This is a genomic window from Variovorax sp. GW822-FHT04E09, assembly GCF_058800845.1.
Map to the genome: position 1 here is coordinate 108,704 of NZ_JBXAMR010000009.1, position 21,594 is coordinate 130,297.

A 21,594-nucleotide genomic window follows, 5' to 3' on the forward strand; every position below is an offset into this window, starting at 1 on the left:
CGCGATGAGCGGCAGCATCCAGCAGACCGGGCAGGTGCGCAAGGCACCCGAGAACTTTCTCGACGCGCAAGGCGTGCGCGCCGTCTTCGCCGAAGCCGGCAAGGGGCGGCGCGACTTCATCCGCAACGCCTTCGCGGCCGCCGTCGCAGGCACGGCGGCCACGTCGTCCGCGCTCGCGCAATCGCGCACCGTTGTGGGCGACGGCGATCCCGCCATCTTGAACCTGCCCGCGCACAGCACGGGCCTCGGCCAGCCGGTCGTCACCGACGGCTACGGCAAGCCTTCCAAGTACGAAGCCAACGTGCAGCGCCGCCAGAGCCCGGGGCTCACGCCGACTGCGCAGGCCTCGGTGTCGTTCGCGCCGCTGCAGTCGCTGTTCGGCATCGTCACGCCCAGCGGCCTGCACTTCGAGCGGCACCACCAGGGCTGGTGGGACATCGATCCGTCGAAGCACCGCCTGATGGTCAACGGCATGGTGAAGACGCCGAAGGTCTTCACGCTCGACGAGCTGATGCGCCTGCCCTCGGTGTCGCGCTTCCACTTCATCGAATGCGGCGCCAACACCGGCATGGAGTGGGGCAACGTCGCCGTGCCCACGGCCCAGTACACGCACGGCATGCTGTCGTGCAGCGAGTTCACCGGTGTGCCGCTGATCACGCTGCTCGAGATGGCGGGCGCCGACCTGAAGGGCGAGCGCTTCGTGCTCGCCGAGGGCGCCGACGGTTCGTCGATGACGCGCACCATTCCCATGAGCCTCATCCGCTCGGGCGAGGTGCTCGTGGCCTACGGCCAGAACGGCGAGATGCTGCGGCCCGAGCAGGGCTACCCGCTGCGGCTCGTGGTGCCCGGCGTGCAGGGCGTGAGTTGGGTCAAGTACCTGCGCCGCATCGAACTCGGCGACCAGCCCTACGGCGCCAAGGACGAGACCGTGCACTACGTCGACCTCATGCCCGACGGCCAGCACCGCCAGTACACCAGCATCCAGGAATGCAAGAGCGTCGTGACCACGCCTTCGGGCGGGCAGATGCTGCTCGACAAGGGCTTCTACAACATCACCGGCCTCGCGTGGTCGGGCCGCGGCAAGGTGAAGCGCGTGGACGTGAGCGTGGACGGTGGGCGCAACTGGCGCACCGCGCGGCTCGAATCGCCCGTGCTCTCGAAGTGCCTCACGCGCTTCAACATCGACTGGGTGTGGGACGGCACGCCCGCGATCATCCAGAGCCGCGCGATGGACGACACCGGCTACGTGCAGCCCAGCTACAAGCAGCTGCGCGCGGTGCGCGGCACGCGCTCGATCTATCACAACAACGCCATCCAGTCGTGGCAGGTGCAGGCGAACGGGGAGGTGGCGAATGTCCAGCTTTCCTAAGCGCGCGCTGCTGTTGCTCGTTCTCGCATGCGGCGCTGCGGCATGGGCACAGCCCAAGGCGGCAGGCTACGCCGGCATCGGCCGCGACGCCACGCCCAAGGAAGTGGCCGCGTGGGACATCGACGTGCGCCCCGACTTCAAGGGCCTGCCGCCCGGCTCGGGCTCGGTCACGCGCGGGCAGGACCTGTGGGAAGGCAAGTGCGCCTCGTGCCACGGCGTGTTCGGCGAATCGAACCAGGTGTTCAGCCCCATCGTCGGCGGCACCACGGCCGAGGACATCAAGAGCGGCCACGTCGCGCGCCTGAAAGACCCGGCCTTCCCGGGCCGCACCACGCTGATGAAGGTCACGAGCCTGTCGACCGTGTGGGACTACGTGTACCGCGCCATGCCGTGGAACCAGCCCAAGTCGCTGACGCCCGACGACGTGTACGCCGTCACCGCCTACATGCTGAACCTCGGCGGCATCGTGCCCGACGACTTCACGCTGTCCGACAAGAACATCCGCGAGGTGCAGGCCCGCATGCCCAACCGCAACGGCGGCACCACCGCGCATGCGATGTGGCCCGGCAGCGAGTTCGGCCGCGCGGCCAAGCCCGACGTGTCGGCCGTGGCCTGCATGCGCGACTGCGTGCCGGCGGCGTCGTCGGTCGCGCAACTGCCGGCGCATGCGCGCGGCAGCCACGGCAACCTCGCCGACCAGAACCGGCTGGTGGGTGCGCAGCGCGGCATCGCCACCGCAGCGCCCGCTGCTGCTGCCGTGAAGACCAGCGCACCGACCGCAGCACCGAAAGTGCCCGTGGCGCTGCTCGAGAAGAACAGCTGCACCGCCTGCCACGGCATGACGCAGAAGCTCGTCGGCCCCGCCTTCTCGGACATCGCGAAGAAGTACCCCGGCCAGGCCGACCACCTGCTGCAGAAGATCAAGGCGGGCAGCACCGGCGTCTGGGGGGCGATCCCGATGCCGCCGCAGACCCTCGGCGACGATGATGCCAAGGCCATCGCACGCTGGCTCGCCGACAGCGCCGGACCATGATTCGACAGGAGACAACCCCATGAAAAACCGCAGACAGATGCTCACGCAGTCCGCCGCCCTCGCAGGCCTGGCGGCCACCGCCGGCTGGCTCCCCGCCACCGCCCTCGCGTATTCGAAAGACGCCTTCGACGCCAAGAGCGTGGCCGACGCGCTCAAGGCCGTCGGTGTCACCGGCGCGCCCACCGAGAGCAAGGACGTCACCATCACCGGCCCCGACATCGCCGAGAACGGCGCCGTGGTGCCGCTCAGCGTGGCCACCGCCTTGCCCGGCGTGAAGCAGCTCATGCTGCTGGTCGAGAAGAACCCCAACGCCGTGGTCGCGATCTTCAACACCTCGGAGTTCGTCGAGTCGAACTTCACCACGCGCGCCAAGCTGGGCCAGTCGTCCGACGTGTACGCGATCGCGGTCATGAACGACGGCAAGGCGCTCTTCGCCAAGAAGGAAGTCAAGGTCACGCTCGGCGGCTGCGGCGGCTGAGCGACGGGCTTCACACACAGAACACGACGAGAAGAAGGAGACCACCATGGCAGATCCCATGCGCATCCGCGCCCAGGCCGCGGGCGACAAGACGACCGTGCGCATCCTCATGGCGCACGAAATGGAAACCGGCCAGCGCAAGGACGCCGCCGGCAAGACCATCCCCGCCTGGTTCATCCAGGAGGTCACGGCCTCGCTCAACGGCAAGACCGTGCTCACGGCCGACTGGGGCCCGGCGGTGTCGAAGAACCCCTTCATGCAGTTCACGCTGAAGGGCGCGAAGGCCGGCGACAAGATCGCCGTGACCTGGAAGGACAACCGCGGCGACACCCGCACCGACGAAGCCACCGTCAGCTGACGCTTTCTTCGACCACGCGAGCGATCGATTGATCGTTCGCGTGTTGTGTTCCCCACGAGAAAAAAAGGCGGCCCCATGAGGACAACCACATGCCTGAGCCTGCTGGTGCTGGCCGGCAGCATCGCACTGCCCGCCGCGGCGCAGAAGACCACGGCCGAAGGCATCGCCGAGTACCGCGCGCTGCTGCAGGACGGCAACCCCGCCGAACTGTTCGAGGCCAAGGGCGAAGACCTCTGGAAACAGAAGCGCGGCCCCAAGGCCGCGTCGATGGAGAAGTGCGACCTCGGCAAGGGCCCGGGCGTGGTGAAGGGCGCGTTCGCCGAACTGCCGCGCTACTTTCCCGACACCGGCCGCGTGCAGGACATGGAATCGCGCCTGCTCACCTGCATGGAAACCTTGCAGGGCTTCGACGCCGCCGCCATCGCCAAGACGCCGTTCGGCCAGGGCGAGCAGAAGAACCTCGAGGGGCTGGTGGCGTGGATCTCGGCCGAATCGAAAGGCCTGCCGCTGAACCTGCCGCAGTCGCATGCGAGCGAACGCCGCGCCTACGAAGTGGGCAAGCGCCTGTTCTTCCTGCGCGCCGGCCCGCACGACTTTGCCTGCGCCACCTGCCACGGTGCCGACGGCAAGCGCATCCGTTTGCAAGACCTGCCCAACCTCACGAAGAACCCCGGCGCCGGCGAAGGCTTCGGCGCCTGGCCGGCGTACCGCGTGTCGTCCGGCGAACTGTGGGGCATGCAACGTCGGCTGAACGACTGCTTCCGCCAGCAGCGCTTTCCGTACCCGGGCTACGCCAGCGACGTGACCGTGGCACTGGCCGTGTACATGGGCGTCAACGGCAAGGGCGGCAAGACCACCGCACCGGCCATCAAGCGCTGAAGGAGCCACGCCATGAAGTCTGATCATTTCTTCGGCCTGGCCGCCGTGGCCTGCGCGCTCACCGTGTTCGGCTGCGCGTCCGTCGACAGCGCCGCCGAGCTCGACAAGCTCACCGCCGACGCGCTGCAGCGCTCCTTCCGCGACCAGGGCATCGCCAAGGTCGACCGCCTCGTGCAAGACCCGGCCAACCTCGCGTGCAGCGAAGCCGATGCCAGCGGCAAGCCACTCGATGAGCAGCGCACCAAGGAGATCGAGGCCGCCAACATGAAGACCGTGCGCTGGCCGTCCGACGGCAAGTTCGTCGGCGACTGGCGCGAGGGCGAGAAGATCGCGCAGAACGGCCGCGGCCTCACCTGGACCGACGCGGCCAACGCCGCCAACGGCGGCAATTGCTACAACTGCCACCAGATGTCGAAGGAAGAAATCTCCTTCGGCACGCTCGGCCCGAGCCTGTACCACTACGGCAAGCTGCGCGGCGTGAGCGACCCGGCCAGCGCCGCGTCCAAGCCCATCGTCGAATACACCTGGGGCAAGCTGTGGAACGCGCGCGCCTACAACGCCTGCTCGAACATGCCGCGCGTCGGCCACTCCGGCATCCTCAACGAGAAGCAGATCCGCGACGTGATGGGCTTGCTGCTCGACCCCCAGTCTCCCGTCAACCGCTGAACGCCCGGCTTCTCTCTTCATGAACCTTTCCAAGCGCGAGTTCGTCCAGATGCTCGGTGCCGGCGCTGTCGCCGGCCTGGGCCTGGGCCGCCACGGCAGCAGCATGGCCGCCGGCCTCGACAGCATGTACACCGTGCCGGCCTTCGGCAACGTGTCGATGCTGCACATGACCGACTGCCATGCGCAGCTCAAGCCGCTGTACTTCCGCGAGCCGGGCGTCAACATCGGCGTGGGCAACATGCGCGGCAAGGTGCCGCACCTCGTGGGCGAGCACCTGCTGAAGGCCGCCGGCGTGAAGCCCGGCACGCGCATGGCGCATGCGCTCACCTACCTCGACTTCGACAAGGCCGCGCAGCGCTACGGCAAGGTCGGCGGCTTCGCGCACCTGGCCACGCTGGTCAAGCAGCTCAAGGCCAGCCGCCCCGGCGCGCTGCTGCTCGACGGCGGCGACACCTGGCAGGGCTCGGCCACGTCGCTGTGGACCGATGCGCAGGACATGGTCGACGCCTGCAAGCTGCTCGGCGTCGACGTGATGACCGGGCACTGGGAGTTCACCTACGGCATGGCGCGAGTGCAGCAGATCATCGAGAAGGACTTTGCGGGCAAGGTCGAGTTCGTGGCGCAGAACGTCAAGACCGCCGACTTCGGCGACCCGGTGTTCAAGTCCTACGTGATGCGCGAGATCAACGGCGTGCCCTGCGCCATCGTCGGCCAGGCCTTTCCGTACACGCCCATCGCCAACCCGCGCTACATGGTGGCCGACTGGACCTTCGGCATCCAGGACGACAACCTGCAGCGCGTGGTGAACGAGGCGCGCGGCAAGGGCGCGCAGGTGGTGGTGGTGCTGTCGCACAACGGCATGGACGTCGACCTGAAGATGGCCAGCCGCGTCACCGGCATCGACGCCATCCTGGGCGGCCACACGCACGACGGCACGCCCATGCCCACGCTCGTGAGCAATGCGGGCGGCAAGACCATCGTGGTCAACGGCGGCTCCAACGGCAAGTTCCTCGGCGTGATCGACTTCGACGTCAAGGGCAAGAAGGTGAGCGACTTCCGCTACCGCCTGCTGCCCGTGTTCTCCGACCTCATTCCGGCCGACAAGGAGATGGACGCGCTCATCACCCGCGTGCGCGCGCCCTACGAAGCCAAGCTGTCCGAAACCCTCGCCCACACCGACGGTGCGCTGTACCGGCGCGGCAACTTCAACGGCACCGGCGACCAGCTGCTGCTCGACGCGCTCATGGAGGTACAAGACGCGCCCATTGCCTTCTCGCCCGGCTTTCGCTGGGGCACCTCGCTGCTGCCCGGCCAGGCGATCACGCGCGAGTGGCTGATGGACATGACGGCCACCACCTACTCGTACGCCACCGTCACGCAGATGACCGGCGAGACGCTCAAGACCGTGCTCGAAGACGTCTGCGACAACCTCTTCAACCCCGACCCCTACTACCAGCAGGGCGGCGACATGGTGCGCGTGGGCGGGCTGCAGTACACCTGCGACCCGACCGCCGCCATGGGCCAACGCATCCAGGACATGCGCCTGGGCGGCAAGCCCATCGACGCCAGCCGCAGCTACAAGGTCGCGGGCTGGGCGCCCGTGAGCGAAGAGGCGCGCACCGCCGGCAACAAGCCGGTGTGGGAAGTCATCGAGCCGTGGCTGAAGTCGCGCAAGGTGGTGACCACGCGCCGGCTCGACGAACCCGTGCTGAAGAACATCGCGCCGAACCCCGGCCTGGGCTGAATGGGCCCCCGCACGCGCGGGGTCGCTCCCTAGAATCGGGGCATGTCCATCGCGCAGCTTTCCCTTCTCACCACGCTCGCGCTCGTGGCGGCCTTCGTGCTGTCGGCGGTGTTCGGCGCCGTCGCGCGCGCCACGCGCTTTTGCACCATGGGCGCGATCAGCGACGTGGTGGCGCTGGGCGACTGGACCCGCGTGAAGCAGTGGGCCGCGGCCGGCGGCGTGGCGCTCATCGGCTTCTCGGCGCTCGTGTTCGCGGGGCTCGTCGATGCCGACCGCACGCTCTACGCCTCGCACCAGATCCTTTGGCTCGCCGCGCTGGTCGGCGGCCTGCTGTTCGGCGTGGGCATGGTGCTGTCCTCGGGCTGCGGCAACAAGACGCTGGTGCGCCTGGGCGGCGGCAACCTCAAGGCGCTGGTGGTGCTGGTGCTCATGGGCGTGTCGGCCTTCGCCACGCTGAAGGGCATCACCGCGGTGCTGCGCGTCGCGACCGTCGATGCGGTGCATGTGGATCTGGCGATGAATGCCTCGCTGCCCGATGTGCTGGCCGCGTCTTTCCAATTGAACGCGGCCTCGCTGCGCCTCGCGCTCGGCCTCGTGCTCGGCGGCGCGCTGCTCGTGTGGGCCGCGTGGGGCCGCGAGACGCGCGACGTGCGCAGCCTCGTCGGCGGCATGCTGATCGGCGCGCTGGTCGTCGGTGCGTGGTGGCTCAGCGGCCACTGGGCGGTGGTCGAGGAGCATCCGCTCACGCTCGAGCACGTGTTCCTCGCCACCAACTCCGGCCGCGCCGAAGCGCTGAGCTTCGTCACGCCTGTGGCCTACGCGCTCGACTGGCTCATGTTCTACAGCGACGCCAACAAGCGGCTCACGCTGGGCATCGTGTCGGTGGCCGGCGTGGTGGCGGGCGCCGCGCTGCATGCGCTGTGGTCGCGCGAATTCCGCTGGGAAGGCTTCGCCGGCACCGGCGACCTCGCGCACCACGCGACGGGCGCCGTGCTCATGGGCATCGGCGGCGTCACGGCCATGGGCTGCACCATCGGGCAGGGCCTGAGCGCGCTGTCGACGCTGAGCATCGCGAGCCTGCCGGCCATCGCGGGCATCGTCATCGGCGCGGTGGTAAGCCTGAAGTACCAAAGCTGGCAGCTCGAACGCACGCTCTGATTTCCAGCGCCGTGCGTTGAAGCGAATCCTCACAATTTAGTTCGGTGCGCGGGGCGTTTTTCGCGCGTTCGCGACGATCGGGCGCGGTGGTGCTGGCTATCATTTTCCGCACCTGATGCCGCTGCGAACGATGGCCTTCATCGACGGGCGCGGCACCGAACAACCACAACCGAGGGAGAGCGCCATGACTGCGCACAACAACCGATCGGCGCGCACGCGCCTGTTTGCCTTGAGCCTTTGCTTCTGTGCCGTGCTCGCGGCCTGCAAGGAAGACAACAAGCCGACGCCGGCGGCAGCCTCGCCATCGCCGTCCGCATCGGGCAAGACCCAGCCCGCCAAGGACCCGGCCCGCGTGCAGGCCGCGGCCCGCACCACCTACAGCCAGGGCTACAACCGGCTCATCGACGACAACCGCAGCGTGGGTGCCAAGTACAAGAGCTACGTGCAGATGAACGTGAACGGCAAGTCGCCGAGCGGGAACTCGTTCTATGGCAGCCCTTCCGATGTGCAGTCCATCGTGGACGACCTGAAGAAGGCCCGCGCCGACGGCTCGGGCGACGCGGCGCTCGATGCGGCCGTCGACGGCGTGGTGGCCACGGGCGAGAAGCTCGTCGCCGTCTGGACGCCGATGGATCCGTACTACCGGTCCAAGAGTTTTCTCGAAGACAAGTGGGTCAAGGGCCGCGCGGCCGACGCCGACATGAACGCCGCCTTCAAGGGCCTGCTGGCCAGCATCGACACGCTGGGCGGCGAGCTGGACCGCGTGCAGGAGGCGTCGCGCACCGAACGCATGGCCAAGCTCAAGGCCGAGGGCGACATGCTCAACTACCACACGCTGGCCTCGATGGCGGTGGCCAAGAAGTTCGTCAACGGTCTCGACCAGATCGACGGCCTGAAGAACAAGGACGCCGTCGCCAAGGTCGATGCGGCGGCCAGCGAGTTGCAGGCCTCGCTGGAAGAACTCTCCAAGGCGCTGGAAGAAGCCAAGGCCGCAGCCAAGGCCAAGGGGGAAGCAGGCAAGGCGCCCAACTATAACTACGAGTCGCTGCACGGCAGCCTGCTGAACATGATCGGCCAATGGCGCACGTTCAAGGACAGCAAGTTCCCGTCGACGTACAAGAACATCGTGAGCTACTACAACTCCGCCGTGGGTTCGTACAACCGCGGCTTCGGCCGCTGACCCGGGCCATGGGCACCGCGCGGGTTCTTTCGCGCGGCAGCGTCGCGGCCCTGGCGGTCGCGGCGCTTCTCGCGGCGGCAGGCTGTGGCAGCGCCCGCGAGACGCAGCAGATTCCCGTCACCGCGTTCCGCAACTACGGCGCGTCGCCGCTGCAGCACACCTTCTACATCGGCTCCGACGCGCGCTTCCACCGCTTCCAATGGTCCAACGGCAAGCAGGGAGGCACCTGGCTGATCGCGCGCGCCGAGATGGACATCGTCAACGAGAAATCAGCCGACGACCCGCGCGCCGCCCGCGCCGGCTACTTCCTCAGCCGGCGTGACGACGGGCGGTGGATGGCGCACTGAGCCTGCGCCTGCGCCGCGCAGCCGGTCACCCGGCGCGTCAGTCCCACTCGCCATCGTCTGGGCCGTCGTCCTCGGAATCGTCGGGGTGGTTCTGGCGGGCGCGTTCGATGAAGTCATTCACATGGCCCCAGAACAGCCGGGCGCGCTGCCTTTCGCGCGTGGCCAGGACATCCTTCGCCCAGATGCGCAGGCGCCTGTTGGTTCTCGCCACGCGCCGCAGATCGTCGTCCCCCAGGTTCTTCAGGATCTCCACCAGCATTTCGTTCGGCAGGAAGTCGAGTGATCCGGCTTCTTCCATCAGTTCTTCTTTGTCGCCCATGTCGTTCGCCATTCAAAAAAAGTGAAAAGAACACGCCGGTCAAGGCGTGGCTAGGTCGGGCCGCACGACTGGAACTCACTTCCGGGTCCGGTGTAGCGGCTCGTGCTCACGGCATCGCCGAAGGCAATCAGCGCTTCCCTGAAGTTCCGCGCCGACCCGCTGAACTCCTGCGCCAACAAGGGCGACACCTGCTGCGCCAGTTGCCGCGCGACGAACTGCATGTCGTCGGCGGTACGCGCAACGCCAAGGCGCTGCACACGCATCCAGAAAGCCTCCGCGTCCGAGAGAAAGGCGACCGCCGCGCGCGCCTTGGCGATCTTCTCGACGATCTGCTGCTGGATGCCATGCAACGCCGCGTCGTTGGCGCGGAACTGGTCCCGGCTGCTTGCCAGCGTGCTTCTGAGCCGATTGGCCGCTTCCAGGGAATTGCGCAAGGAAGCGTGCATGCGATCGGCGTCCTGCAGCGCGGAGAACAGGTGGTCCTGCGTCTGGATGTCCTTCTGCGCGAGCGTTCGAATCGACAGATAGGTGCCGTAGCCGGGAACCCACCACCACTTCTCGAGTTCCCGCAGCTTCTTGCGGCGTTCCGCGAGACTGCGTTCCAGTTGACGCACGCGATCGTTGAGCTGGCGGATCTCGTCGCTGCTTGCGCGCTCGCGCGCGCTGGCCGCCGCGATCTGCGCTTCGACATCCGCGATCTTCCGGCCCAGGTCTTCCTGCGCCAGGAGGATCTCGCCGAGTTCCTTTTCCAGCCGGGCCGAGCGGGCCGCGCAGGTGCGATGCGCTGCTTCGGCGTTGCCGAGGTACTGCCGGGTTCTTCGTGTGATCTCGCCCGTCAAGGATTCGATGGTCTTGAGTTGCGCGTCCGCGCCTGCGACGTCTCCACGTTCTCCCATCTGCTGCGCGGCATCCAGGCCCCGAAGCACTTCGGTGGTGAGTTCGCCGAGCAGCCGGGGCGCGGGCACCTGCGCCGGCGCTTGTGCCGATGCCGCCGCGTGAAGCCCCGCGGCGAGCACGACGTAGGCCAGCGCACGCTGCAGCACCGCAGCGACAGGTCTTGAAAGAATGGCCATGGCTCCTCCTTCTGCTTCCTCTTTTCAGGCCCGAAGGCGGCTTCGCTGTCAGGCCGCCTTCTTGTTCGTCTCGAGAGCTTTTTGCGTCGCCGTCTTCTCCGCGGCGAGCGCCTGCTTGTCGTCGTTGGCCGCATCCATGTCCGCCTGAATGTCGCCCAGCAGCCGGGCGCCGAGCGAAGACGCCACCCGGCGCGCGCCATCGTCGTCCAGGTAGGTCTCGTAGTCCTTCTTCACCTGGTCCCGGATGCCGGACGTGGCCCGCATGTACTCGTTGGCGATATCGCCGAGTGCGACCCAGCCCGCCACGTAGCGCACCACGTCCTTCTTGAAATCGGGATCGGCGTAGAGCTCGCGCTTGAGTTCGACCGACTCCGACTGCATCGCCTTGACCTGTGCCGCGAAGCCCGGATCGGCCAGCCTGCCGCAGTGGGCGGACATGCCCGACCAGAAGAACGTCATGTCGCGAAGCACGCCGACCACCTGCCGCAGTGCCGCAATCACATTGAACAGGGCCTTGGCGGTCAGCTCCGCCGTCATCTCCTGTGCATGGGCGTTCTTCATCTCGACCGCGTACTTCTGCAGGTTGGCCGAGACCTCGATTTCCTTGTCCTTCTTCTGCATCAGCAGGTCGAGGTACTTGAGCTTCTCCTGGCGGTACCCCTCGGCGACCGCTGCATACCCATCGCCTTCGGTCTTGAGGCCGTTGGCCACGTTCTGCAGGTAGTCGCTCAAGGCCTTGCTGGCGGTGGCCAGGCGTGCGTCGGCGTCGCTGAGCGTCTTGTCGGCCTGGGTCATCGCGTCCTTGGCCCGTGTGGCCGCCTGCGTCGCTTCGGTGTCCTTGAGCTTCGCCGACGACAGGTCTTTCTCCGCCGCCTTCTTTTTCTCGGCGTCCTTGGCCTCATCGACCGCGGCTTGCGCCTGGAGAAGCGCGGCGCTGGCCTGGGTCTGCTTTTTTTGCGCGGCGGCCAGCGCCGCCTCGGCGTCGCTTTTCTTCAGGCGTGCGGCATCGGCCGCCTTGGCGGCCTTTTCCTTTTCTTGCTTGAGGGCGTCATCGTCCTGCTTTGCGCCGGCGTCGGCGCCTGCCGTCTTGCGCGGTGCGTCGGGTGGAATCTGCGGGTTCGCCGGTGTCTTCGATCCGGCGAATGCGCCTGCGAACGCACCGGCGGCCTGCGCGATCGGCGCAAGAACGGCTCCGACCATGCTGAGCGCGAACGAGCGGTCCTCTGCCTTCTCCGTCTTGCGCTTGGCTTCTTCATACAGCTTCTCGAGCTCCTTGCGGCTTTGCTCCAGGCGCCTGCTCAACTCCTCCGCCTCCGCGATCCTGGCTTCCAGATCCTGCGCGCGGACCCTGAGTTCTTCCGCGTTCTTCAGCTCGGTGCCGCGCGCCTTCTCCGTCGTCTGCAGCACATCGCTGGAGTCGTTCGCAAGGCTCTCGAATTCCCTGGCCAGCACGTCCATGCTCGCCCCAAGTTTCTGCGCCACCGACGACGCCCGCGCGAGAAAAACCAGTGCGAGGCTGTCCTGTCCGTTGACCAGGAACTTGAAGACGCGGTTGAAGGTCGGTAGAAGTTCCTGCGTAGCACTTTCGATGGCGCCCATCTCCTGCATGCACTTCCCGCACAGCACGCCGAAGCGGTCGTGGATGCGTCCGATCGGCGCGCGGATTTCTCCGTACTTGGCCGGGGTGCTGTTGTAGGCCAGGTTGATGAAATCGCCGGTGCGCTGCAGCTTGCTCACGAGGTCGTCCAGACGAAGCGTCTTGAGAACCTGTGCCTTCTGCGCAATCACCATCCGTGTTCCGGACCTGGGTGTTTCGATCAGGGAGAACTGCTCCCCGTCGATGTCGACGCGGTAGTCGTCAATGTTCAGGACATCGGCCATTTCATTTCCCTTGGGTTGCTTGTGGATCGATGCGCTCGCAACGGTGCTTGCGGCGTGTCGAGAGGCTAAGCATCCCTACGGAAATCGGTAGGAGGGAATGTCAGAAGCGGTTTACTTGTTTTCGGCGATGGCCTTCGCCGGAGCATCGGAATAGCTCACATCGCCTTGTCATTCTTTTGTTTCGCGTGGGCGCGTGCGGCTCGCAAAGTCCCCCATTGGGCCGCGTTTTTACGCTTTCTTTACGGCCCCCCACTCACTCTTTCCCCCGGTTTTACGCACGCCTGCCGAGACTCCTTTCATCTTGTTTGCAGGAGTGATGAATGGACATCGTCTGGATGGGCGCCTTGCTGGCGCTGTGGGTCGTGGTGGCGGCCATGGTCGTCGGGCTGAACCGGCTCGAAGGGCCGCAAAAGCCGCACGCGGGCGTTGAGACAACGCGCACGCCGGGAGATGCATCGTGATCGGCCTCGAAGTCCTGTACGGCTTCGGCGCGTTGGTCGCCGTGGTCCTGTTCGCGTACCTGGTGTTCGCGCTGATCTGCGCCGAGGAGTTCTGACATGGAAACCTCGGCCTGGGTCCTGCTGGCCCTTTTTCTCGGCGCGCTGCTCGTGCTGGCCTGGCCGCTGGGCAAGCTGCTGGCCGCGCTGTGCAGCGAGCGCGTGCCGCGCTGGATGCAGCGCGTCGAAGCGCCGCTGTACCGCCTCGCGGGCACGCAGCCCGAGCAGTCGATGCACTGGCTGCGCTACGCGCTGGCGCTGCTCGCGTTCAACGCCATCGGCGCGATCTTTCTCTATGCCCTGCAGCGCCTGCAGGGCGGGCTGCCGTTCAACCCGGCCGGCATGGGCGCGGTGTCGCCCGACTCGGCCTTCAACACGGCAGTGAGCTTCGTCGCCAACACCAACTGGCAGGGCTACGCCGGTGAGTCGACCATGAGCTACCTCACGCAGATGCTCGGCCTCGCGGTGCAGAACTTCCTGTCCGCCGCCACCGGCATCGCGGTCGCCTTCGCACTGGTGCGCGGCTTTGCGCGCCGGGGTGACGGCAAGGGCCTGGTCGGCAACTTCTGGGCCGACGTGACGCGCGTCACGCTGTGGGTGCTGTTGCCGATCTCGTTCGTGCTCGCGCTGTGCCTGGCAGGGCAGGGCGTGATCCAGAACTTCGACGCCTACAAGAGCGTGCAGACGCTCGAAGCCACGGCCTTCCAGCAACCGAAGAACGGCCCCGACGGCCAGCCGCTGAAGGACGACAAGGGCGCCCCCGTGATGGAAGACGCCACCACCCAAACGCAGACGCTCGCCATGGGCCCGGTCGCTTCGCAAGAGGCGATCAAGATGCTCGGCACCAACGGCGGCGGCTTCTTCAACGCCAACTCGGCGCACCCCTACGAGAACCCGACCGCGTTCAGCAACCTGCTGGAGATGCTGGCGATCTTCCTGATCCCGGCGGCGCTGTGCTTCGCCTTCGGCCGCGTGGTCGGCGACCTGCGCCAGGGCTGGGCCGTGCTCGCGGCGATGACGGTGCTGTTCGTGGTGGCGGTGCTGGTCGCCACGCCCGCCGAGCAGGCCGGCAACCCGCTGTTGGGCCCGCTGGGCGTGGACCAGATGGCGAGCGCATTGCAAAGCGGCGGCAACATGGAAGGCAAGGAAGTGCGCTTCGGCATCGACGCCTCGGCCCTCTTCGCCGCCGTGACCACCGCCGCCTCGTGCGGCGCGGTGAACGCCATGCACGACTCGCTCACGCCCATCGGCGGCATGGTCCCCATGGTGCTGATGCAGCTGGGCGAGGTCGTCTTCGGCGGCGTCGGCAGCGGCCTGTACGGCATGCTGGTGTTCGCCATGCTCGCGGTGTTCATCGCGGGCCTGATGATCGGGCGCACGCCCGAGTACCTCGGCAAGAAGATCGAGGTGCGCGAGATGAAGCTGATCTCCATCGCCATCCTGGTCACGCCGGTGCTGGTGCTGGCGGGCACGGCGCTGGCGGTGAGCGCGGGTGCGGGCAAGGTCGGCATCGCCAACCCCGGCGCGCACGGCTTCTCCGAGGTGCTGTATGCACTCACCTCGGCCGCCAACAACAACGGCAGCGCCTTCGCGGGCCTGTCGGCCAACACACCGTTCTACAACGGCCTGCTCGGCCTGGCGATGTGGCTCGGGCGCTTCGCGATGATCGTGCCGGTGCTCGCCATTGCCGGCGCGCTGGCCGCCAAGAAGCGCCTGCCCGTCACCAGCGGCACGCTGCCCACGCACGGCCCGCTGTTCGTCTTCCTGCTGATCGGCACCGTGCTGCTGGTCGGCCTGCTCAACTATGTGCCGGCACTGGCCCTCGGGCCGATCGTCGAACACCTCGTGCTCTGGAAATAAGAAGGAGCGCACCATGACTGCCAAAACCAAAACCTCTCTTTCGCTGTTCGATGCAGCGCTCGTGAAGCCCGCGCTGTGGGGCGCCTTCGCCAAGCTGAACCCGCGCACCCAGTGGCGCAACCCGGTGATGTTCATCGTCTACATCGGGAGCATCCTCACGACGCTGCTCTGGGTGCATGCGCTGAGCTTTCCCGGCGACACCGGCATGCAGCCCGCCTTCGTGCTGGCCGTGACCGTGTGGCTGTGGTTCACCGTGCTGTTCGCCAACTTCGCCGAAGCATTGGCCGAAGGCCGCAGCAAGGCGCAGGCGGCCTCGCTGCGCGGCCTGCGCAAGGACACCTGGGCCAAGAAGCTGAAGGACCAGCAGCAGCCGCACCATGGTGCGCAGTGGCTGCCCGAGCAGGCGCCCAACCTGCGCAAGGGCGACGTCGTGCTGGTCGAAGCCGGCGACGTGATCCCGCTCGACGGCGAGGTCATCGAAGGCGTGGCCTCGGTGGACGAAAGCGCCATCACCGGCGAATCGGCGCCCGTGGTGCGCGAATCGGGCGGCGACTTCTCGGCCGTCACCGGCGGCACCCGCGTGCTGTCCGACTGGCTGGTGGTGCGCATCTCGGTGAACCCCGGCGAGTCCTTCCTGGACCGCATGATCGGCATGGTCGAGGCGGCCAAGCGCCACAAGACGCCGAACGAGATCGCGCTGACCATCCTGCTGGTGGCACTGACGATCGTGTTCCTCATGGTCACCGTCACGCTGCTGCCGTTCTCGGTGTTCAGCGTCGAGGCCGCAGGGGCGGGCACCGTGGTGTCGCTCACCGCGCTGGTCGCGCTGCTCGTGTGCCTGATCCCGACCACCATCGGCGGCCTGCTCTCGGCTGTCGGCGTGGCCGGCATGAGCCGCATGATGCAGGCCAACGTGATCGCCACCTCGGGCCGCGCGGTGGAAGCCGCCGGCGACGTCGACGTGCTGCTGCTGGACAAGACCGGCACCATCACGCACGGCAACCGCCAGGCCAGCGCCTTCCTGCCCGCGCCCGGCGTGCCGAAGGGCCGCCTCGCGCGCGCCGCCATGCTCGCCTCGCTGGCCGATGAAACGCCCGAGGGCCGCAGCATCGTCGAGCTGGCGCGCCGCGACGGCCTCGAAGCGGCGTCGGTCGAAGGCGCGCGCTTCGTGCCCTTCACCGCGCAGACCCGCATGAGCGGTGTCGACCTGCCGGCCGCGCCGAACAGCCTGGACGTCGACGCCATCGTGCTGCGCAAGGGCGCGGTCGATGCGGTGCGCCGCCACGTCGAATCGCTGGGCGGCAGCGTGCCGGCCGAGATGCTGCGCGCCGCCGAAGAAACGGCACGCCGCGGCAGCACGCCGCTGGCCGTGGCCGAAGGCAACCGCGTGCTCGGCGTGGTCGAGCTCAAGGACATCGTCAAGACCGGCATTCGCGACCGCTTTGCCGAGCTGCGCCGCATGGGCATCAAGACCGTGATGATCACCGGCGACAACAAGCTCACGGCCGCCGCCATTGCGGCCGAAGCCGGCGTGGACGACTTCCTGGCCGAGGCCACGCCTGAAGACAAGCTCGCGCTGATCCGCAAGTACCAGGCCGAAGGCCGTCTGGTCGCGATGACCGGCGACGGCACCAACGACGCCCCCGCGCTCGCGCAGGCCGACGTGGCCGTGGCCATGGGCAGCGGCACGCAGGCCGCGAAGGAGGCCGGCAACATGGTCGACCTCGACTCCAACCCGACCAAGCTGCTCGAGGTGGTGGAGACCGGCAAGGCGCTGCTCATGACGCGCGGCTCGCTGACCACCTTCTCGATCGCGAACGACGTGGCGAAGTACTTCGCGATCATTCCGGCGATCTTCGTGTCGACCTACCCGCAGCTCGGCGCGCTCAACGTGATGCGCCTGGCCAGCCCGTCGTCGGCCATCCTGTCGGCGGTGATCTTCAACGCGCTCGTCATCGTGTTCCTGATTCCGCTGGCGCTCAAGGGCGTGCGCTACCGGCCGGTGGGCGCCGCTGCACTGCTGCGCCGCAACCTCGCCATCTACGGCCTGGGCGGTTTGCTCGTTCCTTTCATCGGCATCAAGTTGATCGACTGGCTGCTGGTCGCAGTCCATCTGGTCTGAGGAGTTCTTCATCATGAAAAACAACAACGGCAGCATCGTTCGCCCCGCGCTCGTGCTCTTCGCACTGCTGAGCGCATTCACCGGCCTGCTCTATCCGGCGGCCGTCACCGGCGCCGCGCAGGCGCTGTTCCCCGCGCAGGCGGCGGGCAGCCTGGTGATGCGCGACGGCAAGCCCGTCGGCTCCGCGCTCATCGGCCAGAACTTCAGCGACCCGAAGCACTTCTGGGGCCGCCCGTCGGCCACCGCGCCGCAGCCCTACAACGCGAGCGCCTCGGGCGGTTCCAACCAGGGCCCGCTGAACCCCGCGCTGGCCGATGCCGTGAAGGCGCGCGTCGAGGCGCTGCGGGCGGCCGACCCGGGCAACACCGCGCCGGTGCCGGTGGACCTCGTCACGGCCTCGGCCAGCGGGCTCGACCCCGACATCAGCCCCGCCGCCGCGCACTACCAGGCCGCCCGCGTGGCGCGCGAACGCGGCATGGCGCCCGACCAGGTGAATGCGCTGATCGTGCAGAACACCCAGAAGCCGCTGTGGGGCGTGCTGGGCGAATCGCGCGTCAACGTGCTGGCGCTGAACCTGGCGCTCGATGCTTCTTCGACGGTGCGTTGAGGAGAAAACAACCATGGCCTATGCCGCCTACCGTGAACATCCTGTCGCCGTCGTGCGAAGTCCGATCGCGCCGCGCACGACGCAGTTCCACGTGCTCGACGTCACCGTCTGCTGCGCCGACGCGCTGCGCGTGCGCCGCAGCATCGCCGCCTGCGCCGAGGCCGGCGTGGTGCGCTGCGAGCCGCTGCTGCATGCCTGCAGCTCGCAGGAAAGCGACGCGCCCTGCGTGCGCCTGATGATCCGTTTTCCGACCACGCGCTATGCCGAGGTGCTGCACCGCCTCATCGAATGCGTGCCTTCGGGCGAGATCGGCCGGCTCATGAGCTGGCGCGATCACCTCGCGCGCTGCGGCCTGCGCCATGGTCACTGACCTGCTGCACGCGCTGCTGGCCATGGCGGCGCTGTTCGTGCCGCTGGGCTTCGCCTGGTGGGTGCTGTCGCGCACCGCGCGCCGGCATGAACGGCGGCGCAAGAACGGGCCGATGCGCTAATCTGCACTCCCCCATGCCCGAGACCCGCCCCGACCCCGACGCCCTGCTCGCGCAACTGCGCAGCGACGAGGCGCGCGCGCTGCGCGGCAAGCTGCGCATCTACTTCGGTGCCAGTGCCGGCGTGGGCAAGACCTGGGCCATGCTCAGCGCCGCCCGGCGCGAGCGCGAGGCCGGGCGCGACGTGCTCATCGGCGTGGTCGAAACCCACGGCCGCAGCGAGACCGCCGCGCTGCTCGCGGGGCTCGACACGCTGCCGCTGCGCGAGCTGCCCTACCGCGGTCGCACGCTCGCCGAGTTCGATTTGGACGCCGCCCTGGCGCGCAAGCCCGCCGTGCTGCTGGTCGACGAACTCGCCCACACCAACGCGCCCGGCTCGCGCCACGCCAAGCGCTGGCAGGACGTGCAGGAGCTGCTGGCCGCCGGCATCGAGGTGTGGTCGGCACTCAACGTGCAGCACCTGGAAAGCCTCAACGGCACCGTCGGCGCCATCACCGGCGTGCGCGTGCACGAGACCGTGCCCGACACCGTGCTCGACGAGGCCGACGAGGTGGTGCTGGTCGACGTCACGCCCGACGAACTCACGGCGCGGCTCGCGGCCGGCAAGGTCTACCTGCCGCAGCAGGCCGAGCGCGCCGCACAGAATTTCTTCCGCAAAGGCAACCTGATCGCGCTGCGCGAGATCGCCCTGCGCCGCACCGCCGAGCACGTCGAGGACGACGTGCGCGGCTGGCGCGTCGAGCAGTCGGGTCCCGGCGGCAATGGGCAGGGCGGCGCGGCGCTGCAGGCCTGGAACACCTCGGGCGCGATCCTGGCCTGCGTCGGCCCGCATGAGGGCGCAGCGCAGACCGTGCGCACCGCCGCGCGGCTCGCGGGCCAGCTCAACGTGCGCTGGCATGCCGCGTACGTCGAGACGCCGCGGCTGCAGCGCCTCGATGCCGCGCAGCGCGACCGCATCCTCGCCGTGCTCAAGCTGGCGGAAGAGCTGGGCGCGGCCACGGCCGTGCTCACCGGCGCCGACGTGGCGGAGCAACTGTCCGAGCAGGCGCGGCGCCTGAACTGCGCGACGCTGGTCATCGGGCGCGCGGAGCCCGTGCGCGGCTGGCGGCGCTGGTGGGGTGCGTCCGCGGTGCCGCTGGCGCGCGCGCTGGCGCAGCGGGCGCCGGCGCTCGACATCCTCGAAGTGGGCCGCGCCGACAGCGCGCGCCGCCTGTCGCAGGCGTCGCTGGTCGCCACGCAGGCCGACGACGACGACGAACGCGCGCAGTCGCGCTGGCCCGGTTACGCCTGGGCCGCAGCCACCAGCATTGCGCTCACGCTGCTGTGCACGCCGCTCACGGGCGTGCTGGAGCTGTCCAACATCGTCATGCTGTTCCTGCTCGGCGTGGTGGGCGTGGCGATGCGCTTCGGGCGCGGGCCTTCGGCGCTCGCGGCGATGCTCAACGTGGCGGCCTTCGACTACTTCTTCGTCGCGCCGCGCCTGTCCTTCGCGGTCAGCGACGTGCAGTACCTGCTGACCTTCGCGGTGATGCTCGGTGTGGGCCTGCTGGTGGGCCAGCTCACGGCCGGGCTGCGCTTCGCGGCCGGCGTGTCGACCAGCCGCGAGCGCCGCGCGCGCTCGCTGTTCGAGCTCACGCGCGAACTCTCGGCCGCGCTCGAAAGCACCCAGGTCGTCGCGCTCGGCGCCGCCGCCGTGCAGGCCCATTTCGGCGGCCATGCGCGCGTGCTGGTCACCGACGCGGCCGACCAGCTCGTGCCCCCCGCCGACCCGCCGCCCGGCTTCGACGCGCAGGTGGCCGACTGGGCCTTCCGCCACGGCCAGCCCGCCGGCCTGGCCACCGCCACGCTCGCCGCCCAGCCCTGGCACTACGTGCCGCTGCGCGCGCCCATGCGCGTGCGCGGCGTGCTCGCGCTGTGCCCGGCCCGCCCGCGCTGGCTGCTGATTCCCGAGCAGGCGCAGCAGCTGGACACGCTGGCACGCCAGATCGCCATCGCGCTGGAGCGCGTGCACTACGTCGAAGTCGCGCAGCGCGCCGTGGTCGAGATGGAATCGGAGCGCCTGCGCAACGCGCTGCTCGGTGCCATCTCGCACGACGTGCGCACGCCGCTCACCGCGCTCATCGCATTGGCCGAGTCGCTGCAGACCCTGCCGCCCGAAGAACACGGCGAGGCCGCGCGCGCCATCGTCGCGCAGGCCCATGCCTTGCATGCGCTGGTCAGCAACCTGCTCGACATGGCGCGCCTCGAAAGCGGCGTGGCCGGCGGTGCGGTCAACCTGCGGCGCGACTGGCAGTCGGTCGAAGAGGTGGTGGGCGCCGCCATCCGCGCCGCCCGCCCCGCGCTGCGCGGCATGACCGTGCAGACCGCGTGGGACCCCGAGCTGCCGCTGGTCGAGTTCGACGCCGTGCTCATCGAGCGCGTGCTCGTCAACCTGCTGGAGAACGCCGCCAAGTACGGCGCCGCGCCCATCGAGGTCGGCGCGCGCGCCGAGCCTGCCGCGCTGGTGCTCACCGTGCGCGACCACGGCCCCGGCCTCCCCGCAGCGCTGCACGGCCGTGAGCAGACCCTGTTCGACAAGTTCACGCGCGGCGAGGCCGAGTCCGCCACGCCCGGCGTCGGCCTCGGCCTGGCCATCTGCCGCGCCGTGGTGAGCGCGCACGGCGGCGAGATCAGCGCGGCGAATGCGCGCGACGGCGGTGCAGAATTCACCGTCACCTTGCCGCGCCGCGAGCCACCCGAACCCGCTGAAGCCCAGCTCTGAAACCCGCCATGCCATCCCCCACCGCCATCGTGATCGAAGACGAGCCGCAGATCCGCCGCTTCGTGCGCGGCGCGCTCGAGGCCGAAGGCTGGCAGGTGCACGAGGCCGGCACGCTGCGCGACGGCCTTGCCGCCGCCGGTACGCGCCAACCCGATCTGCTGGTGCTCGACCTGGGCCTGCCCGACGGCGACGGCGTGTCGCTGATCCGCGATGTGCGCGGCTGGTCGCAGGTGCCGATCATCGTGCTCTCGGCCCGCACCGACGAAGCCGACAAGATCGCCGCGCTCGACGCCGGCGCCGACGACTACCTCACCAAGCCCTTCGGCACCGGCGAACTGCTCGCCCGCGTGCGCGCCAACCTGCGCCGACCGCGCGCCGCCGGTGGCAACGGCGACGAACCGGCCGCCGAGGCCGTGTTCCGCTTCGGCGAGATCGAACTGGACCGCGCCGCACGCATCGTGCGCCGCGCCGGCGCCGAGGTGCACCTCACGCCGACCGAGTACCGGCTGCTCTCCGTGCTGGTGGCCAACGCCGGACGCGTGCTGACGCAGCGGCAGCTGCTGCGCGAGGTGTGGGGCCCGTCGCACACGGACCAGAGCCACTACCTGCGCATCTACATGGGGCATCTGCGGCAGAAGCTGGAGGCCGATCCGGCGCAGCCGAAGCATCTGTTGACGGAGACGGCGGTGGGGTACCGGCTGGTCGTCTAGAACCGCGAGGCCGGCGGCGAACGCCATGTCTTTCCGTGACAACAGAGCGCAAGGTCGTGCTTGC

22 protein-coding genes are annotated in these 21,594 nt (G+C 68.6%); 19 read left to right on the forward strand and 3 right to left on the reverse strand.

Going from position 1 to position 21,594, the window contains the following annotated elements:
- Window positions 1–4 precede the first annotated feature (4 nt).
- The 10 genes from soxC to AC1RL8_RS28185 all read left to right on the forward strand — a co-directional run bounded on the left by soxC (window position 5) and on the right by AC1RL8_RS28185 (window position 9,212).
- Complete coding sequence (soxC, locus tag AC1RL8_RS28140) at window positions 5–1,369, forward strand: sulfite dehydrogenase (protein ID WP_307581964.1); 1,365 nt, start codon at window positions 5–7, stop codon at window positions 1,367–1,369.
- Window positions 1,353–2,402, forward strand: coding sequence for a c-type cytochrome (locus AC1RL8_RS28145; protein ID WP_492686922.1), 1,050 nt, complete (start codon window positions 1,353–1,355; stop codon window positions 2,400–2,402). The genes soxC and AC1RL8_RS28145 overlap by 17 nt, the downstream gene beginning before the upstream one ends.
- A 19-nt stretch (window positions 2,403–2,421) precedes the next feature.
- Window positions 2,422–2,880, forward strand: coding sequence for a thiosulfate oxidation carrier protein SoxY (gene soxY, locus AC1RL8_RS28150; protein ID WP_056576806.1), 459 nt, complete (start codon window positions 2,422–2,424; stop codon window positions 2,878–2,880).
- Window positions 2,881–2,926: 46 nt separating this feature from the next.
- Window positions 2,927–3,238, forward strand: a complete 312-nt coding sequence (gene soxZ, locus AC1RL8_RS28155; RefSeq protein WP_172438442.1) for a thiosulfate oxidation carrier complex protein SoxZ — start codon at window positions 2,927–2,929, stop codon at window positions 3,236–3,238.
- Between the two features lie 75 nt (window positions 3,239–3,313).
- On the forward strand, window positions 3,314–4,117 hold the full coding sequence (soxA, locus tag AC1RL8_RS28160; RefSeq protein ID WP_062473848.1) for a sulfur oxidation c-type cytochrome SoxA: 804 nt from the start codon (window positions 3,314–3,316) through the stop codon (window positions 4,115–4,117).
- Window positions 4,118–4,129: 12 nt separating this feature from the next.
- Window positions 4,130–4,783, forward strand: a complete 654-nt coding sequence (gene soxX, locus AC1RL8_RS28165) for a sulfur oxidation c-type cytochrome SoxX (RefSeq protein ID WP_492686923.1) — start codon at window positions 4,130–4,132, stop codon at window positions 4,781–4,783.
- 19 nt (window positions 4,784–4,802) lie between these two features.
- Window positions 4,803–6,527 (forward strand): thiosulfohydrolase SoxB, encoded by a 1,725-nt coding sequence (gene soxB / locus AC1RL8_RS28170; RefSeq protein ID WP_492686924.1) that lies wholly within the window; start codon window positions 4,803–4,805, stop codon window positions 6,525–6,527.
- Between the two features lie 42 nt (window positions 6,528–6,569).
- Complete coding sequence (locus AC1RL8_RS28175) at window positions 6,570–7,685, forward strand: YeeE/YedE family protein (RefSeq protein ID WP_492686925.1); 1,116 nt, start codon at window positions 6,570–6,572, stop codon at window positions 7,683–7,685.
- Between the two features lie 184 nt (window positions 7,686–7,869).
- The gene (locus tag AC1RL8_RS28180; protein WP_390348045.1) at window positions 7,870–8,865 is read left to right on the forward strand and encodes a DUF3829 domain-containing protein; all 996 of its coding nucleotides are present in this window, start codon (window positions 7,870–7,872) and stop codon (window positions 8,863–8,865) included.
- An 8-nt stretch (window positions 8,866–8,873) separates the two neighbouring features.
- On the forward strand, window positions 8,874–9,212 hold the full coding sequence (locus AC1RL8_RS28185) for a hypothetical protein (RefSeq protein ID WP_369645511.1): 339 nt from the start codon (window positions 8,874–8,876) through the stop codon (window positions 9,210–9,212).
- 37 nt (window positions 9,213–9,249) lie between these two features.
- Here the strand turns inward: AC1RL8_RS28185 and AC1RL8_RS28190 are convergent, their stop codons facing one another.
- Genes AC1RL8_RS28190 through AC1RL8_RS28200 form a run of 3 tightly spaced genes read right to left on the reverse strand, consistent with a single transcriptional unit; the run spans window position 9,250 to window position 12,485 of the window.
- Complete coding sequence (locus AC1RL8_RS28190; RefSeq protein ID WP_492686926.1) at window positions 9,250–9,543, reverse strand: F-box protein; 294 nt, start codon at window positions 9,541–9,543, stop codon at window positions 9,250–9,252.
- A 38-nt stretch (window positions 9,544–9,581) separates the two neighbouring features.
- Window positions 9,582–10,604 carry a hypothetical protein gene (locus AC1RL8_RS28195; RefSeq protein WP_492686927.1) on the reverse strand — a complete coding sequence of 341 codons (1,023 nt, stop codon included), beginning with the start codon at window positions 10,602–10,604 and terminating at the stop codon, window positions 9,582–9,584.
- 48 nt (window positions 10,605–10,652) lie between these two features.
- Window positions 10,653–12,485, reverse strand: a complete 1,833-nt coding sequence (locus tag AC1RL8_RS28200) for a hypothetical protein (protein WP_492686928.1) — start codon at window positions 12,483–12,485, stop codon at window positions 10,653–10,655.
- Between the two features lie 320 nt (window positions 12,486–12,805).
- On the opposite strand from AC1RL8_RS28200, the gene AC1RL8_RS28205 reads away from it, so the two are divergent.
- Genes AC1RL8_RS28205 through kdpE form a run of 9 tightly spaced genes read left to right on the forward strand, consistent with a single transcriptional unit; the run spans window position 12,806 to window position 21,530 of the window.
- Entirely contained in the window at window positions 12,806–12,946 is a 141-nt protein-coding gene (locus AC1RL8_RS28205; protein WP_169805043.1) for a hypothetical protein, read from the forward strand.
- Window positions 12,943–13,041 carry a K(+)-transporting ATPase subunit F gene (kdpF, locus tag AC1RL8_RS28210; RefSeq protein ID WP_056576794.1) on the forward strand — a complete coding sequence of 33 codons (99 nt, stop codon included), beginning with the start codon at window positions 12,943–12,945 and terminating at the stop codon, window positions 13,039–13,041. Before AC1RL8_RS28205 ends, kdpF begins: the two co-directional genes overlap by 4 nt.
- A gap of 1 nt (window position 13,042) precedes the next feature.
- Window positions 13,043–14,842 carry a potassium-transporting ATPase subunit KdpA gene (kdpA, locus tag AC1RL8_RS28215; RefSeq protein ID WP_492686929.1) on the forward strand — a complete coding sequence of 600 codons (1,800 nt, stop codon included), beginning with the start codon at window positions 13,043–13,045 and terminating at the stop codon, window positions 14,840–14,842.
- A gap of 13 nt (window positions 14,843–14,855) precedes the next feature.
- Window positions 14,856–16,964, forward strand: coding sequence for a potassium-transporting ATPase subunit KdpB (gene kdpB, locus AC1RL8_RS28220; RefSeq protein WP_492686930.1), 2,109 nt, complete (start codon window positions 14,856–14,858; stop codon window positions 16,962–16,964).
- A 13-nt stretch (window positions 16,965–16,977) separates the two neighbouring features.
- Window positions 16,978–17,571 (forward strand): potassium-transporting ATPase subunit KdpC, encoded by a 594-nt coding sequence (gene kdpC / locus AC1RL8_RS28225; protein ID WP_492686931.1) that lies wholly within the window; start codon window positions 16,978–16,980, stop codon window positions 17,569–17,571.
- Window positions 17,572–17,584: 13 nt separating this feature from the next.
- On the forward strand, window positions 17,585–17,941 hold the full coding sequence (locus AC1RL8_RS28230) for a hypothetical protein (RefSeq protein WP_492686932.1): 357 nt from the start codon (window positions 17,585–17,587) through the stop codon (window positions 17,939–17,941).
- On the forward strand, window positions 17,931–18,062 hold the full coding sequence (locus AC1RL8_RS28235; protein ID WP_255221096.1) for a hypothetical protein: 132 nt from the start codon (window positions 17,931–17,933) through the stop codon (window positions 18,060–18,062). The genes AC1RL8_RS28230 and AC1RL8_RS28235 overlap by 11 nt, the downstream gene beginning before the upstream one ends.
- A gap of 13 nt (window positions 18,063–18,075) precedes the next feature.
- Window positions 18,076–20,820 carry a DUF4118 domain-containing protein gene (locus AC1RL8_RS28240; protein WP_492686933.1) on the forward strand — a complete coding sequence of 915 codons (2,745 nt, stop codon included), beginning with the start codon at window positions 18,076–18,078 and terminating at the stop codon, window positions 20,818–20,820.
- 8 nt (window positions 20,821–20,828) lie between these two features.
- On the forward strand, window positions 20,829–21,530 hold the full coding sequence (gene kdpE, locus AC1RL8_RS28245) for a two-component system response regulator KdpE (RefSeq protein WP_062480698.1): 702 nt from the start codon (window positions 20,829–20,831) through the stop codon (window positions 21,528–21,530).
- Window positions 21,531–21,594: the final 64 nt, after the last annotated feature.

Excerpts from the sequence above, each read along its gene's own strand:
- AC1RL8_RS28185 (WP_369645511.1), top strand. The coding sequence starts at position 8,874 with ATGGGCACCGCGCGGGTTCTTTCGCGCGGCAGCGTCGCGGCCCTGGCG.
- AC1RL8_RS28200 (WP_492686928.1), bottom strand. The coding sequence starts at position 12,485 with ATGGCCGATGTCCTGAACATTGACGACTACCGCGTCGACATCGACGGG.
- AC1RL8_RS28190 (WP_492686926.1), bottom strand. The coding sequence starts at position 9,543 with ATGGCGAACGACATGGGCGACAAAGAAGAACTGATGGAAGAAGCCGGA.
- AC1RL8_RS28145 (WP_492686922.1), top strand. The coding sequence starts at position 1,353 with ATGTCCAGCTTTCCTAAGCGCGCGCTGCTGTTGCTCGTTCTCGCATGC.
- kdpC (WP_492686931.1), top strand. The coding sequence starts at position 16,978 with ATGAAAAACAACAACGGCAGCATCGTTCGCCCCGCGCTCGTGCTCTTC.
- AC1RL8_RS28240 (WP_492686933.1), top strand. The coding sequence starts at position 18,076 with ATGCCCGAGACCCGCCCCGACCCCGACGCCCTGCTCGCGCAACTGCGC.
- soxC (WP_307581964.1), top strand. The coding sequence starts at position 5 with ATGAGCGGCAGCATCCAGCAGACCGGGCAGGTGCGCAAGGCACCCGAG.
- kdpE (WP_062480698.1), top strand. The coding sequence starts at position 20,829 with ATGCCATCCCCCACCGCCATCGTGATCGAAGACGAGCCGCAGATCCGC.
- kdpB (WP_492686930.1), top strand. The coding sequence starts at position 14,856 with ATGACTGCCAAAACCAAAACCTCTCTTTCGCTGTTCGATGCAGCGCTC.
- AC1RL8_RS28180 (WP_390348045.1), top strand. The coding sequence starts at position 7,870 with ATGACTGCGCACAACAACCGATCGGCGCGCACGCGCCTGTTTGCCTTG.
- AC1RL8_RS28235 (WP_255221096.1), top strand. The coding sequence starts at position 17,931 with ATGGTCACTGACCTGCTGCACGCGCTGCTGGCCATGGCGGCGCTGTTC.
- AC1RL8_RS28230 (WP_492686932.1), top strand. The coding sequence starts at position 17,585 with ATGGCCTATGCCGCCTACCGTGAACATCCTGTCGCCGTCGTGCGAAGT.
- AC1RL8_RS28175 (WP_492686925.1), top strand. The coding sequence starts at position 6,570 with ATGTCCATCGCGCAGCTTTCCCTTCTCACCACGCTCGCGCTCGTGGCG.
- soxA (WP_062473848.1), top strand. The coding sequence starts at position 3,314 with ATGAGGACAACCACATGCCTGAGCCTGCTGGTGCTGGCCGGCAGCATC.
- soxX (WP_492686923.1), top strand. The coding sequence starts at position 4,130 with ATGAAGTCTGATCATTTCTTCGGCCTGGCCGCCGTGGCCTGCGCGCTC.
- soxB (WP_492686924.1), top strand. The coding sequence starts at position 4,803 with ATGAACCTTTCCAAGCGCGAGTTCGTCCAGATGCTCGGTGCCGGCGCT.
- soxY (WP_056576806.1), top strand. The coding sequence starts at position 2,422 with ATGAAAAACCGCAGACAGATGCTCACGCAGTCCGCCGCCCTCGCAGGC.
- soxZ (WP_172438442.1), top strand. The coding sequence starts at position 2,927 with ATGGCAGATCCCATGCGCATCCGCGCCCAGGCCGCGGGCGACAAGACG.
- AC1RL8_RS28205 (WP_169805043.1), top strand. The coding sequence starts at position 12,806 with ATGGACATCGTCTGGATGGGCGCCTTGCTGGCGCTGTGGGTCGTGGTG.
- kdpA (WP_492686929.1), top strand. The coding sequence starts at position 13,043 with ATGGAAACCTCGGCCTGGGTCCTGCTGGCCCTTTTTCTCGGCGCGCTG.
- AC1RL8_RS28195 (WP_492686927.1), bottom strand. The coding sequence starts at position 10,604 with ATGGCCATTCTTTCAAGACCTGTCGCTGCGGTGCTGCAGCGTGCGCTG.